Genomic DNA, 16,365 nt, shown 5'->3' on the forward strand with positions numbered 1-16,365 from the left:
TCACCATTACTCGCTATGCGAGGAAAATTGCGGGGCAGCGTGCCGGGGCGTCGCCGCCAGCACCGGGCCCGACTGGCCCGCAATGTTCAGATTTTCCGCCAGTTTACGCATCATCAGGGCATTGTCGCGGGCATAGGGCGACGACTGAATCTGCTGATCCAGCAGCTGGCTCAGGTGCCAGTCGAGCTGCTGAAGGTCGCGGGCGCTGACCGAATCGGGCAGCGAGCGCTGTAAGTTCTGCAGCAGCCAGGCCCGTAAAAATTCGCCGTCATAATTACGCGGCTGATAGAGCATCTGATAAGCGCGCAGCGCATTGCGGCTGTAGGCGTTATCGTCACCCGGATCGTTGCGCAGGATATTGGTGATCTGCTGGGCCACGCGCGGCAGCAGCAGCGACTTGAGTGCATTCTGATACAGCACCCAGGCCGCATCGCTCACCTGACTCCCGCGATATAAGCCCGCCCGCATAGTAAGCGGTGGATTATCGAGAGAAAAACGCGGCGAGAGCGGCAGCTTCACCAGGTTATTCAGAAAGGGTAGCAGATCAAAAATATTATCTGCAGGCTGATGAATGACCTGCTGACTCTGCGACCGGATGGCCGGCACCCGTGCCGCCACCTCCTGCAGATAGTGCTGATTCTGATAGTAGCTGAGGCACCACAGGCTGGAGGCGATCAACAGCGCGCCCGCCAGCACACCGTAGCCAATCCAGTGGAACAGCTGATTGCGGTACTCCCAGCGGCGATTACTGCCCGCCAGGCCGCTCTCTTTAAAAATCAGATCGCTCAGCAGATCGCGGATAAAGAAGCTCTGGCCTTTGTTGCCGGGGATGGGGCGGCTGCGGTTAACGCTGTCCCACGCCGCGATGGAGTGATCGCCCGCCTGGCGCAACTGCAGTTTACGGCTCAGTTCACCCATCACCCGATCAAAGGGCAGCCCCTCCTGGGTGCCGCTGGTGAAGAAGAGGCCACGCGGACTCCAGGCCACCGCATCCTGATGGTCAGAAAAGACGATATCCAGATATTCGTTCAGCAGCGGGCGCAGTGAAGCGAACTCCTGCGGGAAGAGGAAACACTCCGCGCGCTGGTTCAGGTCGCGCTCCTGGGTCATCTGATCCGCCAGCTGCTGCTGAAGCTGCTGCTCCAGCCGCTGAAACTGCTGACCAAAGTGGTGATGCCAGTCACTCTTTGGCGATTTGCCCGGTTCACGGTTAAACGTGAAGCCCCAGATGGCGTCACGCCGCGCCTTATCCATCGAGCCAAAATAGCTCATAAAGCCTTTCAGCAGGTCGGTTTTGGTCACCATCACATAGACCGGGAAATGAATGCCGGTCTGCTGATGCAGTTCCGCCATGCGCTCACGCAGGGCACTTGCCTGAGCGAAACGCGCCTCGGCTGAGTCACTCAGCAGGTCGGCGACGCTGATGGTCATGATGACGCCGTTAATGGGCTGGCGGGTGCGGTAGCGTTTGAGCAGATTGATAAAACTGTGCCACTCCGCGGCGTCGCGCACGCGCTGGCTCTCCTGCAGCGCATAGCGACCGGCGGTATCAATCAGCACGGCGCTGTCGGTAAACCACCAGTCACAGTTGCGGGTGCCGCCGACGCCGCGAATGGCATTTTTCCCCAGCGTGTCGGTCAGCGGAAAGTCCAGCCCCGCATTCAGCAGCGCGGTAGTCTTACCGGCACCGGGGGCCCCCATCACCAGATACCAGGGAAGCTGATAGAGGTAGCTGGCGTTGACGCGCGCCAGCCAGCCGCCACTGTGGCGGCGGCCAAACTGCGTGCGTTTCAGCTGCATCACGGCTTCACTGAAGCGCTGATTGAGCCGCTCTTCGGTCATCTGACGCTCGGCCGGATCTTCATTGTCGGCCAGCTGGAGCTGGGTCAGCAGGCGGCTGTTAAACCAGGCGCGATAGAGTGACGGGATCAGCTGGAACAGGATCCAGAGAAAAAAGAGTGCGCCGACGGTGAGCTGGCGGGGCAGCGCCGGTTCCAGAGGACGTGACTCATCCCATGTCCAGAACGGCCCCAGCATCCAGACCAGGCAGCTCAGCGCCGTGACGCCGATAAAACTCCACAGCAGGCGGTGGGTTAACAACAGACGAAGTGAGGCGCGCATTATCGGGCTCCCTGGTGATTACTGAGCGTTTCAGGCGCGGCAAAAAGGGTGATCTCTACGCGGCGGTTGCGGGTCCGGTTTTCGCTGCTGTCGTTGGGCAGCAGCGGGTCGCTGTCGCCGCGGCCTTCAGAGCGAACCGTATGGCCGTCAGCCAGCTGCACCTGCAGAAGCTGGGTGATGGCGCGGGCGCGGGCAAAGGAGAACTCGTAGCTGGAGGCAAAGCGGCTGTTATCCACCGGATGATCGTCGGTGAACACCGACACCAGAATGGTGCCTTTCACATCATTCATCGCGGTTGAAACACGAGCCAGCAGCGCCCGGCCTACCGGATTGATGACCGTGCCCTGCTGGGCAAACAGTTTATCCGCCGGGATAATCACTTTACTGCCAAAGGCGCCGTCGCTGACTTCGAGCTGACCGGCCGCGATGACATCGTTCAGGCGCTGACGCAGATCGAGCAGCGCCTGCGGCGAAGAGGGGCGACGTCCGGCGGTGATCTGCGGCAGCGGCGTCTGATAAATGGTGCGCAGCAGCGGCTCCGCCGCATTGCCGAGTCGCCAGTTCAGGCCACTGTAGATCAGGCAGCCGACCAGCGCGACCAGCATGGCGCACGCCCAGAGCGGCACCATCGGGCGGGCGAGGGTGCTCACCAGCGGATGCACCTCCACCAGCGGCGGTTGGGGGGATTCGCGCTGCGCGCGGGTTTCATCTATCAGGGTTTTCAGGCGTTTACGGATGCCGTCGCACTGGGTTCGGCCATTTTCGCTGCCGCGATAGCGCCCCTCATAGCCCAGCAGCAGGCAGTAGTGAACCACCTCCAGCAGCCAGAGGTGCTGTTGCGGGCTCTGCGAAATGCGTGACAGCAGCTGAAAAAATTTCTCGCCGCCCCAGCTTTCATTATGAAAGGTGACCAGCATGCCGTTGCCCGACCAGACGCCGCGGGTGCCCCAGGGGGTCTGGGCTGCCGCTTCATCCAGCGCGCTGCAGATGCAGTAACGCGCGCCGATAATCATCTCAAACGGCAGTCCGGCCTGTTTGCAGCGCTGTTCGAACTGGCGGATTTCATCGATCAGAGACTGACGCAGCCCGGCAGGGTCGTCATGGGTGGCTGCCTGACGAATCTGCACCACCGCGTTCAGCAGGGGGGCTGCAGCCTGAAGTAACAGATTCTCATTGCCTGAGGGGGACGCCTCACGCGCAGGGGATTCCACAGTCATTACAGTGTGATCTTCCAGCTAATGGCAAATGCCTGTGCCCGCAGCACGGGACGGTGCTGCGGGCAATATGCGCCGGATTTCATAGTCAGTCTAAGATCCAGGTCGCGGTATCGTTAGTGCGGCAGGCTTTGCTGGCGCCGCCGACGGCCACACAGACCTGTTTCGCTTTGCGGGGACGGGGGCGATCGCTCTGCACGGTGGCGTCGTAACGACTGCTCTCCACGCCCGCTTTCAGTGGGACGTAACCGATTAACGGGCCATCAGCCTGGTCAGCAATCGCCAGCCAGCTGTGTTCTACATTGCCTAATACTTCAAACGGTTTACCCGTTTCGAGATAGCGAACCACCTTGCCGCCGTAGTCGGGTGAGGTCATCACGGAGGCGCCATAAAGCGCACGCCAGGTCTGATTGACCGGCTCAAAGGCAGTGGGTGCCGCGACAGCGTGTCGATGGACCAGTTTGACGCCGTTAATTTCGCTGGTGACCAGCGTATCGTCAGTGACGGGCGGCGGCGGGGCCTTACAGCCTGCCAGGGTAAGTACCGCCAGCAGCGTTAACGCAAGACTCTTTTTCACCATGTTCCTCGTGATCTCATCAAAGTATCTGCATATTGCCAGGCCCGATGCAGAAAACGCTGATTCAGGCGCCGCATCGTGCTGAAAGTCTGTTTGTTAAAAAACGGTCAGATTACATCGGGATAGTAACGCGTTTAGTCTACCTAAGACTTTTGAGATTTCAAACCATTGCGCCTGCTGCCGATGCGTGATAGCGGGCGGTTCCGGGGCGTGATACGCCCTGAAAAAAGCCGCGAATAAAGTGATAGTTAAAGCGAACTGAATGATCGCACAGACAAACTGATTGATAACGTGGCTTCCCATTCTGACACGCAATGGGTTCGATGGGAAACTATTAAGTATCACTAACCTTTTGTTGCCGGAAAATTTTCCCGGCGCAGGAAAAGAATCTTTTCAAAATCAGAATTTCCGGGGCGGTTTATGCCGCTTTTTTTCGGAAAGCGGCACGCCTTTTGCTTCAGAAGGATTTTACGGCGCGGAGAGATGAAAAATGGCTGACGCCCTGGCCTGGCTGCAGGCTTCACGTGAGAGCGATATCGCCAGCCTGCAGCGGCTGCTTCAGACCGGCGAGCTGATGGCTGCCGTCAGCGAACTGGTTCATCGGCTGCAGCGGGAACGCGGCGCCACTAACCTCTGGCTCTGTTCGGACGGTGCGCTGTTCTGCGCAGAGCGAGGCGCCCGTCAGCAGGCGGTGAGTGAGGCGCTGCAGCAATTCTATCAGGCCCTTCCGCCCGCCGTGGCCCAGCCTGGCTTCAGCCGCTTCTGCAACCTGATTGCCACTGCCCTGCAGGCGCTGGAGGGGTTACCCGCGCTGCGTGAGCAGATCAGCCTGCGTGAACGTGAGCAGGCCGCCGCGATGGCCGCCTTTAATCAGGTGATCCGCACCTTACTGAATCTGGTGTTTGAGGCGGCCGACACCGCCAGCCATCCCGACATCTCCCGCGCGCTGATCGCCCTGTTCAGTTTTATGCAGGGCAAAGAGCTGGCCGGGCAGGAGCGGGCTATCGGTTCCGCCGGTTTTGCGGCGCGGCAGTTCACCGACGGGCAGCGCAGCCAGATGGTGGCGCTGATTGCGGCGCAGGAGCAGAGTTTTACCACCTTCCGGCAGTTTGCCGACAGCACCGCCTGTGAACGCTGGCAGCCGCTGGCCCAGGCCAGCCGGGACATCGAACGTCTGCGGCGCATCGCCTGCACCGGTGGCCCCTGTGAGGAGAACGGTGCACTGCACTGGTTTTCTCTGCTCTCAGAGCGGCTGGATCAGATGAAAACGCTGGAGGATGCCCTGACGGCCACGCTGATGCAGCGCTGTCGCGCGGCCATCGATCAGGCGCAGCAGCAGGCGACAGGGCAGGTTGTCCAGGGGGAGAGCACCTTTGCGCTCTATGTTTCCGGCGCTGACTGGCTGCCCGGCGCGGCGGCGCTCGACAGTGACGGACTGGCACCCCAGCTCGGGCGCTCGGTGCTGTCGCTGATTAGCGAGCAGTCGCAGCGTCTGCAGCAGCAGGCGGATGAGCTGGCATCGATGCGTGCCTCCCTCGACGAGCGGCGGGTGGTCGATCAGGCCAAACACTGGCTGATGCAGCAGCAGGGATTCAGCGAAGAGGCCGCCTGGCAGGCGCTGCGCAAAAGTGCCATGAATCAGAACAGGCGGATCGTGGAGATCGCGCAGGCGGTGCTGGCGGTCGCCGCGACGCTGCGCAGCTAACCCGGAAGAGGTAGCTGCACAACCGCCGTGCGCAACCTGCGTCACAAATGTGCAAAAACGGTCAGATTTTCAGCAGAGGGAGGCCGGTGAACCGCCATTGACGGCGTTGAAAAAACTGGCACACCCTTTGCTTTAACCTTACAGAGAGTATGCATTGCGCCCGCCAATGGCGGTGGGATCAGTGCTTTGGATAAAGGCGTCCATCCGCAGGCTTCGGTCTGTCGGAGGACGCCTTTTTTTATTTCTGTTCAGGGGCAACATGATGAGCAAACCGTCATTTTCACTGACACGACGTCAGGCACTGCTTTCCGGCGCGGCGCTGGGCGCAGCCTGGATCATTCCGGGATTACGCAATGCGGTCTGGGCGGCCGGGTCGGACGCGCCGGAAAAAGCGCAGGTGCGGGTCGGGTTTATTCCGCTGACCGACTGTGCGCCGGTGGTGATGGCGTCGGTGAAAGGCTTCGACAAAAAGTATGGCCTGACGCTGCAGGTCAGCAAAGAGGCGAGCTGGGCGGCGGTGCGCGACAAGCTGACCTCCGGTGAACTGGATGCGGCGCACGTGCTCTACGGCATGATCTACGCGCTGCAGCTCGGCGTGGCGGGGCCACAGCACGACATGGCCAACCTGATGACGCTCAACCATAACGGCCAGGCCATTACCCTGTCGAACCAGCTGAAGGGTCAGGGCGTGACCGATCTGGCGAGCCTGAAAAAGGCGGTCGACAGCCGTCCCAAAGGCAGTCTGACCTTCGCCCACACCTTTCCCACCAGCACCCATGCGATGTGGCTCTACTACTGGCTGGCCAGTGCCGGAATTAATCCGTTTGAGGATATCCGCACCGTGGTTGTGCCGCCGCCGCAGATGGTGATGAACATGAAGATCGGCAACATGAGCGGCTTCTGCGTCGGTGAGCCGTGGAACCAGCGTGCCATCAGCGACAGCATCGGCTTTACCGCCGCCACCAGCCAGCAGATCTGGCCGGAGCATCCGGAGAAAGTACTCGGCACCCGCGCGCAGTGGGTGAAAGAGAACCCCAACACCGCCCGTGCGCTGACCGCCGCCGTGCTGGACGCCGCGCGCTGGATCGACGCCTCAGACGATAACCGCCGCGAAACCGCGCAGGTGCTGGCCGGACGCGCCTGGATCAACACCCGCGTCGACACGCTGCAGGGGCGGATGCTGGGCCAGTATGAGAACGGTCTGGGCCAGACGTGGCAGGACGCCCATCCGATGCGCTTTTTCGACAACGGCAACGTCAGTTTTCCGTGGCTCTCCGATGGCATGTGGTTCCTGACCCAGATGAAACGCTGGGGCCTGCTCACCCACGATCCCGATTACCTCGCGGTGGCCCGCCAGATCAACCGCCTCGATCTCTATAAAGAGGCGGCCAGCGCGGTGGGGCAGGTTGCCGTGCCCGCCAGTGAGATGCGCAGCAGCACCCTGATCGACGGCAAAGTCTGGGATGGCAGTGACCCTGCCGCCTACGCCGCCAGTTTCGCTATCAAACGTTAAGAGAGGTCGTTATGAAAACTGACGCGCGCGCCGTGGCGCAGCCGGTGAACCCCCCGAGCCGTGCCACCGTGATCCCGTTACAGGTCACCCCAAAAATCGCGCCCCGTCCGGCGCGTCTGCGGCCTCTGCTGCAGCGCACCATTCCGGCCGCGGGCGGCCTGCTGCTGCTCCTGCTGGTGTGGCAGCTCGCCGCGCTGGCGGAACCGGCGTTTCCGTCGCCTTACGTGACCTGGCAGGCCGCGCAGACCCTGTTCGCCGATCCGTTCTACAGCAACGGCCCCAACGACCAGGGCATCGGCTGGAACGTGCTGGCCTCGCTGCAGCGCGTCGCCATCGGCTTTGGCCTCGCCGCGCTGGTGGGCATTCCGGCAGGCTTTCTGCTGGGGCGGTTCACCTTTCTCGCCCGGATGGGCAATCCGGTTATCGCCCTGCTGCGCCCGGTGAGTCCACTGGCCTGGCTGCCGATTGGCCTGCTGCTGTTTCAGCGCGCCGAGCCGGCGGCCAGCTGGACCATTTTCATCTGTTCCATCTGGCCGATGATCATCAACACCGCCGAAGGCGTGCAGCGCATTCCGCAGGATTACCTCAACGTGGCGCGGGTGTTACAGCTCTCTGAATGGACGGTGATGCGCCGCATTCTGCTGCCCGCCGTGCTGCCCGCTGTCCTTACCGGGGTGCGCCTCTCTATCGGCATCGCCTGGCTGGTGATCGTCGCCGCCGAAATGCTGACCGGCGGACTGGGCATCGGCTTCTGGATCTGGAACGAGTGGAACAACCTCAACGTGGCCAACATCCTGATCGCCATTCTGATTATCGGCGTGGTCGGCCTGCTGCTGGAGCAGGGGCTGATGCTGCTGGTGCGTCGCTTCAGCTGGGAAAAATAAGGGGAAGAGCATGAAACACATTATTCGCGTTCAGCAGGTAAGCCAGCGTTTTAACACCGCCAGCGGCGAGTTCCTGGCCCTCGACAGCGTCAGTTTTGATCTCCACGAAGGCGAAACCCTGAGCCTGATCGGTCACTCCGGCTGCGGCAAATCGACGCTGCTCAACCTGATCGCCGGGTTGACCCGCCCCAGCAGCGGCGTGCTGCTCTGTGACAACCGTGAGATTACCGGTCCCGGCCCGGAGCGCGCCGTGGTGTTTCAGAACCATTCGCTGCTGCCGTGGCTGACGGCCTTTCAGAACGTCGAGCTGGCGGTGCAGCAGGTGTTTAAAGGACGTCTCACCCGCGCGGAGATGCACGACTGGATCGAGCACAACCTGAATCGGGTGCAGATGAGCCACGCTATGCACAAGCGGCCAGGCGAAATCTCCGGCGGCATGAAGCAGCGCGTCGGCATTGCACGGGCGCTGGCGATGAAGCCACGCGTGCTGCTGCTGGATGAGCCGTTTGGCGCGCTGGACGCCTTAACCCGCGCACATCTGCAGGACAGCGTGATGCGCATTCAGCAGGAGCTGAACACCAGCATCGTGCTGATTACCCATGACGTCGATGAGGCGGTGCTGCTCTCCGATCGGGTACTGATGATGACCAATGGCCCTGCCGCGCAGATTGGCGAGATCCTCACCGTCGATCTGCCGCGTCCCCGTGCCAGGGTGGCGCTGGCCGATGAGCCGCGCTATCACCAGCTGCGCCAGAAGGTGTTGCATTTCCTCTATGAAAAACAGACCACGGCGGCATAGGGAGCAGACCATGAGGCAACGGTTGCTGGTGATAGGCAATGGCATGGCGGGGATGCAGATGGTGGAGCGGCTGGTGCAGCGTGCGCCGCAGCGCTTTGCTATCACGGTCATTGGCCGCGAGCCGCACGGCAACTACAACCGCGTGCTGCTCTCGCCGGTGCTGGCCGGGGAAATGGTATTCGATGAAACCCTGATCCATGACCCTGACTGGTATCAGCGGCACGGCGTCACGCTGCTGAGCGGTGAAACCGTGCTGCAGATTGACCTGGCGGCCCGCACGCTGCAGACCTGTCAGCGCCAGCTCGGCTGGGATCGGCTGGTGTTTGCCACCGGATCACGGCCGCGCCGTCCTGCGATCCCCGGCATTGAGGGCGATAACGTCGTGACGTTTCGCAGCATTGCAGATGTCCGGCAGCTGCTGGCGGGTGAGGGGCCGATCGTGGTGCTGGGTGGCGGCTATCTCGGGATTGAAGCCGCGGCGGCGCTGCGCGCCCGGGGACGGGCGGTGACGCTGGTTCATCACAAACCCTGGCTGCTGGATCGCCAGCTGGATGCACAGGCGGGCGGGCTGTTACAGGCGGCTCTGGAACAGCGCGGTATCCGCTGTCTGCTGAACAGCGGCATTGCGGCCATCGGCAAAGCAGATGTGACGCTGACGGATGGCCAGCGCTGCGCCGCTCGTCAGGTGGTGATCGCCATCGGCGTTGAGCCGGAGGTGACGCTGGCCAGGGCGGCGGGGCTGCCCTGTCAGCGCGGCATTCTGGTCGATGGCCAGCTGCGCAGCGCGGTCAGCGGGGTGTATGCCGTGGGCGAGTGTTGTGAACACAAGGGTGAAACCCTGGGGCTGGTGGCCCCCTGCCTGGCGCAGGCTGAGATTCTGGCGGCGCAGCTGGCGGGATCGCCGCAGCCCGATTTCGTCAGTCAGCCGCTGGCGACCCGGCTCAAAGTCAGCGGCATTTCGCTGTTCAGCGCCGGGGATATCAGTGAGGGGGAATCCCTCCACAGTTTCGATCCGCTTTCCGGCGACTATCGCCGTCTGTTTCTTCGCCAGGGCCGCCTGCGCGGGGTGCTGCTCTCTGGCGACACCCGACAGGGCCCGGCACTGCTGGCGCGTCTGCAGCGGGGCGAGGCGGTCACGCTTAACGCCCTGTTCGACCCCGATCAACCTGAACCGCAGCCGCAGGCTGCAGAGAGTCCTGAGATGAGTAAACCCGTATTAGCCGTGGTCGGTCACGGTATGGTCAGTCACTACTTTCTTGAGCAACTCGTTGCCCGCCAGCTGCATCAGCACTACCACATCGTGGTGTACGGCGAGGAGTTGCAGCCGGCGTACGATCGGGTTCATCTCTCCGACTACTTCAGCGGCAAAGCGGCGGACGCGCTGTCGCTGGTCAGCGCAGACTTTTTTGCCCTGCAGGGGATTGAACTGCGCAGCGGCTGTCAGGTGGTGGCAATCGATCGGGCGCAGCGCAGCCTGCGCGACAGCGCGGGCAATGAGCTGGCGTGGGACAGGCTGGTGCTGGCAACCGGTTCACGCGCGTTTGTGCCGCCGGTGCCGGGCCACGATGGCGACCGCTGCTTTGTCTACCGCACCCTGGACGATCTGGATGCGATCGCAGCCTGCGCCCGCCACAGTCAGCGCGGTGTAGTGATTGGCGGCGGCCTGCTCGGTCTGGAGGCGGCCAACGCCCTGAAGCAGCTCGGGCTGGAAACCCACGTGGTGGAGTTCGCGCCACGGCTGATGGCGGTGCAGCTGGATGAGGGCGGGGCGCTGATGCTGCGCCAGAAGATCGATGCGCTGGGCGTCACGGTTCACACCTCGAAGCAGACCGACATCATTGAGCCGCAGCCGGACGGCAGCGTGGTGTTGCGGTTTGCCGACGGCAGCGCGCTGCCCACCGATCTGGTGCTCTTCTCCGCCGGTATCCGGCCGCGGGATGAGCTGGCTCGGGAGGCGGGCCTGACGCTCGGCCCCCGCGGCGGCATTGAAATTAACGACAGCTGCCAGACCAGCGATGCGGCGATCTTTGCCATTGGCGAATGCGCCTTGTGGAACGGGCAGATTTTCGGGCTGGTCGCCCCCGGTTACCAGATGGCACGGGTGCTTGCCGGACATCTGGCTGGAGAGCCTGCGGCCTTCAGCGGTGCCGACATGAGCACAAAACTGAAGCTGCTGGGGGTGGAGGTGGCGTCGTTCGGCGACGCGCACGGGCGCACGCCGGGCAGCCAGCACTATTACTGGAGTGATGGCCCTAAAGGCATCTACAAAAAGATCGTGGTCTCCGCGGATAACACCCGGCTGCTGGGGGGCGTGCTGGTGGGCGACAGCAGTGAGTACATCTCGCTGCTGCAGATGATGCTCAATGTATTGCCGCTGCCCGCAACCCCGGAAAGCCTGATCCTGCCTGCGCTGGCCGGTGCGCCGAAAGCGCCCGGCGTCGCGGCGCTGCCCGACAGTGCGCAGGTCTGCTCCTGCCACAACGTCAGCAAGGGCGACATCTGTGCGGCGGTTCAGGCCGGATGCGGGGAGATGATCAGTATCAAAAGCTGCACCCGAGCCGCCACCGGCTGCGGCGGCTGCGCGGCGCTGGTGAAGCAGGTCATGGAGTATGAACTGGAAAACCTCGGCGTCGAGGTGAAGAAGGATGTCTGTGACCATTTCAGCTATTCGCGTCAGGAGCTGTATCACCTGGTGCGGGCGGGGGAGTTCAGAACCTTCGATGCGCTGCTGGCGTCTCACGGCAAAGGCCAGGGCTGCGAAGTGTGCAAACCGCTGGTGGCGTCGCTGCTCGCTTCCTGCTGGAACGACTACCTGCTCAGACCGGCGCATCTGCCGTTGCAGGACACCAACGATCGCTACTTCGCCAACATCCAGAAAGATGGCACCTACTCCGTCGTGCCGCGCGTGCCGGGGGGCGAAATCACGCCGCAGGGGCTGATTGCCATTGGTGAGGTGGCGGCGCGCTACGATCTCTACACCAAAATCACCGGCGGCCAGCGTATCGACCTGTTTGGCGCACGGCTCGACCAGCTGCCCGACATCTGGCAGACGCTGCTCGACGCCGGGTTTGAAACCGGTCACGCCTATGGCAAGTCGCTGCGCACCGTGAAGTCCTGCGTCGGATCGACCTGGTGCCGCTATGGCGTGCAGGACTCGACCGCCTTCGCTATCGCCCTGGAGAACCGCTACAAGGGACTGCGCGCGCCGCACAAGATCAAGATGGCGGTCTCCGGCTGCACCCGCGAATGCGCCGAGGCGCAGAGCAAGGATATCGGGGTGATCGCCACCGACAAGGGCTGGAACCTCTACGTCTGTGGCAATGGCGGCATGAAGCCGCGTCACGCCGACCTCTTCGCCAGCGATCTCGATGATGCCACGCTGCTGCGCTATGTGGATCGCCTGCTGATGTTCTATATCCGCACCGCCGATCGTCTGCAGCGTACCAGCGTCTGGATGGACAATCTGGAGGGCGGTCTGGACTATCTGCGGCAGGTGATCATCGAGGATAGCCTCGGTCTGGGCGCGACGCTGGAGGCGGAGATGCAGCAGGTGGTCGACGCTTACCAGTGCGAGTGGCAGACCACGCTGGCGGACCCGTCGCGCCTGGCGCTGTTCACCCCAACCCTCAACAGCGCGCAGCCGGATGAGACGCTGCACTACAGCCGGGTACGCGGTCAGCGTCAGCCTGAAACGGTGGCCGCGCGGCCGCTGTTACAGCTGCCCGCCGAGCCGTGGAGTGCCATCTGCGCGCTGGAGGCGATTCCGCCTCAGGCGGGGATCGGTGCGCGCCTCGGCAGCGAACGGGTGGCCCTGTTCCGCTTTGGCGAGACGCTCTATGCGCTGGAGGATCGCGAGCCCGGCAGCGATGCCAGCGTACTGTCGCGCGGGATTCTGGGCGATGTGGGCGGCGAGCCGGTGGTGATCTCCCCGCTCTATAAACAGCGGGTGCGGCTGCGTGACGGACAGAGCCTGGATAACCCGCAGCATCAGCTGCGCTGCTGGCCGGTGAAGCTGGAAGCGGGGCAGATCTGGCTGGCAAACCGTCCGCTTAACCCGCTGGCGCAGGCATCATGAACAGCACCTGTCCCTATTGTGGCGTGGGCTGTGGCGTCTGCGTCACGCCGCAGGGGTCGCAGCAGGCCGTTGTCACCGGCGATCCGCACCATCCTGCCAGCCTGGGCCGGTTATGCGTCAAGGGCGCGGCGCTGGGCGAGACGCTGACGCCGGAAGGCCGGTTGCTGACGGCCAGGGTCGACGGTCAGCCGGTCAGCCTGGCATCCGCGCTGGATGCGGCGGCGGCGGGGCTGCGCGCGGTAATCGATCGCTATGGGCCGGAGGCGGTAGCGTTTTACGGCTCCGGTCAGCTGCTGACCGAGGATTACTACGTCGCCAATAAACTGATGAAGGGCTACATCGGCGCCGCCAACATCGACACCAATTCGCGGCTCTGTATGGCGTCCGCGGTGGTGGGATATAAGCGGGCGCTGGGCGCGGACGCAGTGCCCTGCTGTTATGAGGATCTGGAGCAGGCCGATCTGGTGCTGCTGGTCGGCTCTAACGCCGCCTGGGCGCACCCGGTCGTCTGGCAGCGGCTGATGCAGGCGAAGCAGCAGCGTCCGGCGATGCGCATCGTGGTGCTGGACCCGCGCCGGACCGCGAGCGGCGATCAGGCTGATCTGCACCTGCCGCTGCGTCCCGGCAGCGATGCGGTGCTGTTTTCCGGCCTGCTGCACTGGCTGGCACAGACGAAGGGCCTGGATGCCAGCATGTTGCCGCACCTCAACGGCGTCTCAGAGACGCTGGCCGCGGCGGCGGCGTGGGATGTGGTTCGGGTGGCGGTGGCGTGCGATTTAACCGTGCAGCAGGTGACGCACTTTTTCCGGCTGTTCAGTGAGCACGATCGGGTGCTGACGCTCTGGTGTATGGGGATCAATCAGTCCGTCACCGGCAGCGACAACAATCAGGCCATCCTCAATCTGCATCTGCTGAGCGGCAAAATAGGCCGCCCGGGCTGCGGCCCCTTTTCGCTGACCGGACAGCCAAATGCCATGGGCGGCCGCGAGGTGGGCGGACTGGCGAACCAGCTGGCGGCGCACATGACGTTTACCGCAGAAGATTGCGACCGGGTGCAGCGTTTCTGGCGCAGTCCGGTGATAGCTCGTCAGCCCGGGCTGACCGCGCTGGAGCTGTTCAGGGCGATCGGGGAGGGCAGCGTGAAAGCGGTGTGGATCATGGGGACCAACCCGGCGGTGTCGATGCCTGAGGGCAATCGGGTGGCGCAGGCGCTGGCGGCCTGTCCGCTGGTGATTGTGTCCGATGTGATGGCGCAGACTGACACCAGCGCCTTTGCCGATATCCTGCTGCCTGCCCAGGGCTGGGGCGAGAAGAGTGGCACCGTAACCAACTCAGAGCGGCGGATTTCACGTCAGCGTGCTTTCGTCAGCGCACCGGGTGATACCCGGCCAGACTGGTGGCTGCTGGCTCAGGTGGCGCAGCGGTTAGGGTTCAGTGAGGGGTTTAACTGGCAGCATCCGTCGGAGATCTTCCGCGAACATGCTGCGCTGTCCGGTTTTGAGAACGGGGGGCAGCGGGCATTCGATATCAGCGGGCTGGCGCAGCTGAGTCAGGCGGAGTACGACGCGCTGCGTCCGGTGCAGTGGCCGGTAAACGCTGACCACCCCCGGGGCTGCGCCCGGCTGTTCAGCGATCGGCGCTTTTTTCATCCGGATGGTAAAGCGCAGTTACGGGTGCCGGCAACGCCAAGGGCTGTGCCGCGTGATGCGGCTTATCCGCTGCTGATGAACAGCGGTCGGGTGCGCGACCAGTGGCATACCATGACCCGGACCGGGCTGGTGCCGCGCCTGATGCAGCATTGTGATGAGCCGTTTGCGGCACTGCATCCGGCGGATGCCGTGCAGTATGGTGTGACGCCGGGCGGGCTGGCGCGGGTGCAGTCGCAGCAGGGCTGGATCAGCGTGCGGGTGCGTGCGGATGCCGGGATGCGGCGCGGCGAGCTGTTTGTGCCGATGCACTGGAACCGGCAGTTCAGTCAGCAGGGGCACGTCGACATGCTGGTTGCCGCCCGGGCCTGTCCTTTTTCCGGGCAGCCTGCGCTGAAGCAGACGCCCGTGCGCATCCTGCCGCTGGCGGTGCAGTGGCAGGGCTGGCTGTGGCAGCGCGGGATGACGCCGCCCGCCGGATTGCGTTACTGGGCGCGCGTGCCCTATCCGGCGGTGCAGCGGTTTGCGGTGGCGGGCGAGGGCTCGCCGCAGGTGTGGCTGGCCGATCATGCGGATCTGACCGGTTGTGAGGTGCAGGTCGCCACCGGCAGCGGCAGTGACTACCGGCTGCTGGCCTGGCGCGACGGCGCGTTGCAGCTGGCGTTTTACGCTGGCACAGCGCAGCCGGCGCTGGAGAGTGCGTTTGTCGCGGCGGCCTTCCTGGCTGCCCCGCAGGATGCGGCCGGGCGGCACAGCGTGCTGGCCGGTCGGGCCGCAGAGGGCAGGGCGACGGGCCGGATAATCTGCAGCTGTATGGCGGTGGGTGAGCAGGCGATTTTGCAGGCGATGGCGCAGGGGTGCCGGTCGACTCAGGCGCTGGGCGAGAGGCTGAAGTGCGGCACACAGTGCGGCTCCTGTATTCCGGAGCTGAAGCAGCTGTTGTTGTCTGACGTGGTGGTGGAGGAATGATGACGCGGGCAATTGATTCTCTGGATAAGTTACTGGCTCCGGCCGGTGCGGGCGGGCAGGCGGGCAGCGTCTGGCTGGTCGGGGCCGGGCCGGGTGATGTGGATCTGCTGACGGTGAAGGCATTGCGGTTGCTGCAGCGTGCGGAGGTGGTGGTGTATGACCGGCTGGTGAGCGAAGCGGTGATGGCGGAGGTGCCGGAGAGCGCGTTGTCGATTGACGTGGGCAAGCAGCCGGGCGCGCATGGGCTGAAGCAGGCGCAGATCAATCAGCTGCTGGTGGATCTGGCGCGCAGCGGGCGCAACGTGATCCGGCTGAAAGGCGGCGATCCCTTTATTTTTGGTCGCGGTGGCGAGGAGATGGTGAGCCTGCAGCAGGCCGGGATCCGTTGTGAGGTGGTGCCGGGGATTACGGCGGCGGTGGGCTGTGCGGCGGCCAGCGGTATCCCGTTAACGCACCGGGATTGCGCACAGTCGTTGCGGTTGATTACCGGGCATAGGCGGCTGGGCGAGCCGCAGCTGGATGCGGCTGCGCTGGCGGCGGTGAATGAGACGCTGGTGTTCTATATGGGGCTGAGCTGGAGTGCCTCGATCAGTGCGCAGCTTCAGGCGCACGGGCGCGACAGGGAGACGCCGGTGGCGATTATCGAAAAGGGGACCCGGCCGGATCAGCGGGTGCTGATCACTACCCTGGGCGGGCTGGCGGAGACGGTGGCGCAGGCGCAGCCGGTGTCGCCGTCGCTGCTGATGGTAGGAGACGTCGTGCGGTTTTACCGGGCAGATTTGCAGGAGCAGGGCGTTGTGCGTGCAGCAGGCGCAGGCGCAGGCTGGAGCGGGCTGTGAGGGCGATGCGTCGTGCAGCAGGG

Annotated in this window: 10 protein-coding genes; 7 read left to right on the forward strand and 3 right to left on the reverse strand. The window is 63.7% G+C overall.

What is annotated here, in order from left to right:
- Nucleotides 1-6: 6 nt before the first annotated feature.
- From tssM to AC6I7A_RS08105, 3 genes are all read right to left on the reverse strand, one after another.
- Nucleotides 7-2,121, reverse strand: a complete 2,115-nt coding sequence (tssM, locus tag AC6I7A_RS08095) for a type VI secretion system membrane subunit TssM (RefSeq protein WP_009090605.1) — start codon at nt 2,119-2,121, stop codon at nt 7-9.
- Nucleotides 2,121-3,338: a type IVB secretion system protein IcmH/DotU gene (gene icmH, locus AC6I7A_RS08100; protein WP_009090602.1), complete on the reverse strand. Its 1,218-nt coding sequence runs from the start codon at nt 3,336-3,338 to the stop codon at nt 2,121-2,123. Before icmH ends, tssM begins: the two co-directional genes overlap by 1 nt.
- Before the next feature lie 85 nt (nt 3,339-3,423).
- Nucleotides 3,424-3,915, reverse strand: a complete 492-nt coding sequence (locus AC6I7A_RS08105) for a hypothetical protein (RefSeq protein WP_009090601.1) — start codon at nt 3,913-3,915, stop codon at nt 3,424-3,426.
- A 487-nt stretch (nt 3,916-4,402) separates the two neighbouring features.
- Here AC6I7A_RS08105 and AC6I7A_RS08110 point away from each other — a divergent pair, with 487 nt between their 5' ends.
- The 7 genes from AC6I7A_RS08110 to cobA all read left to right on the forward strand — a co-directional run bounded on the left by AC6I7A_RS08110 (nt 4,403) and on the right by cobA (nt 16,342).
- On the forward strand, nt 4,403-5,617 hold the full coding sequence (locus AC6I7A_RS08110) for a nitrate- and nitrite sensing domain-containing protein (RefSeq protein WP_058956593.1): 1,215 nt from the start codon (nt 4,403-4,405) through the stop codon (nt 5,615-5,617).
- A 262-nt stretch (nt 5,618-5,879) separates the two neighbouring features.
- Nucleotides 5,880-7,130 (forward strand): CmpA/NrtA family ABC transporter substrate-binding protein, encoded by a 1,251-nt coding sequence (locus tag AC6I7A_RS08115; RefSeq protein WP_058956592.1) that lies wholly within the window; start codon nt 5,880-5,882, stop codon nt 7,128-7,130.
- An 11-nt stretch (nt 7,131-7,141) separates the two neighbouring features.
- Entirely contained in the window at nt 7,142-8,014 is an 873-nt protein-coding gene (gene ntrB / locus AC6I7A_RS08120) for a nitrate ABC transporter permease (protein ID WP_009090596.1), read from the forward strand.
- 10 nt (nt 8,015-8,024) lie between these two features.
- A complete protein-coding gene (locus AC6I7A_RS08125; RefSeq protein WP_058956591.1) occupies nt 8,025-8,813 on the forward strand; it encodes an ABC transporter ATP-binding protein in 789 nt (262 codons plus the stop codon).
- Nucleotides 8,814-8,823: 10 nt separating this feature from the next.
- A complete protein-coding gene (nirB, locus tag AC6I7A_RS08130; RefSeq protein WP_072215460.1) occupies nt 8,824-12,888 on the forward strand; it encodes a nitrite reductase large subunit NirB in 4,065 nt (1,354 codons plus the stop codon).
- Complete coding sequence (locus AC6I7A_RS08135; RefSeq protein WP_058956590.1) at nt 12,885-15,503, forward strand: nitrate reductase; 2,619 nt, start codon at nt 12,885-12,887, stop codon at nt 15,501-15,503. Before nirB ends, AC6I7A_RS08135 begins: the two co-directional genes overlap by 4 nt.
- Nucleotides 15,503-16,342, forward strand: coding sequence for a uroporphyrinogen-III C-methyltransferase (cobA, locus tag AC6I7A_RS08140; protein WP_058956589.1), 840 nt, complete (start codon nt 15,503-15,505; stop codon nt 16,340-16,342). The genes AC6I7A_RS08135 and cobA overlap by 1 nt, the downstream gene beginning before the upstream one ends.
- Nucleotides 16,343-16,365: the final 23 nt, after the last annotated feature.

It is taken from the genome of Type-F symbiont of Plautia stali (assembly GCF_059731105.1).

Excerpts from the sequence above, each read along its gene's own strand:
- tssM (WP_009090605.1), bottom strand. The coding sequence starts at position 2,121 with ATGCGCGCCTCACTTCGTCTGTTGTTAACCCACCGCCTGCTGTGGAGT.
- icmH (WP_009090602.1), bottom strand. The coding sequence starts at position 3,338 with ATGACTGTGGAATCCCCTGCGCGTGAGGCGTCCCCCTCAGGCAATGAG.
- AC6I7A_RS08105 (WP_009090601.1), bottom strand. The coding sequence starts at position 3,915 with ATGGTGAAAAAGAGTCTTGCGTTAACGCTGCTGGCGGTACTTACCCTG.
- AC6I7A_RS08110 (WP_058956593.1), top strand. The coding sequence starts at position 4,403 with ATGGCTGACGCCCTGGCCTGGCTGCAGGCTTCACGTGAGAGCGATATC.
- AC6I7A_RS08115 (WP_058956592.1), top strand. The coding sequence starts at position 5,880 with ATGAGCAAACCGTCATTTTCACTGACACGACGTCAGGCACTGCTTTCC.
- ntrB (WP_009090596.1), top strand. The coding sequence starts at position 7,142 with ATGAAAACTGACGCGCGCGCCGTGGCGCAGCCGGTGAACCCCCCGAGC.
- AC6I7A_RS08125 (WP_058956591.1), top strand. The coding sequence starts at position 8,025 with ATGAAACACATTATTCGCGTTCAGCAGGTAAGCCAGCGTTTTAACACC.
- nirB (WP_072215460.1), top strand. The coding sequence starts at position 8,824 with ATGAGGCAACGGTTGCTGGTGATAGGCAATGGCATGGCGGGGATGCAG.
- AC6I7A_RS08135 (WP_058956590.1), top strand. The coding sequence starts at position 12,885 with ATGAACAGCACCTGTCCCTATTGTGGCGTGGGCTGTGGCGTCTGCGTC.
- cobA (WP_058956589.1), top strand. The coding sequence starts at position 15,503 with ATGACGCGGGCAATTGATTCTCTGGATAAGTTACTGGCTCCGGCCGGT.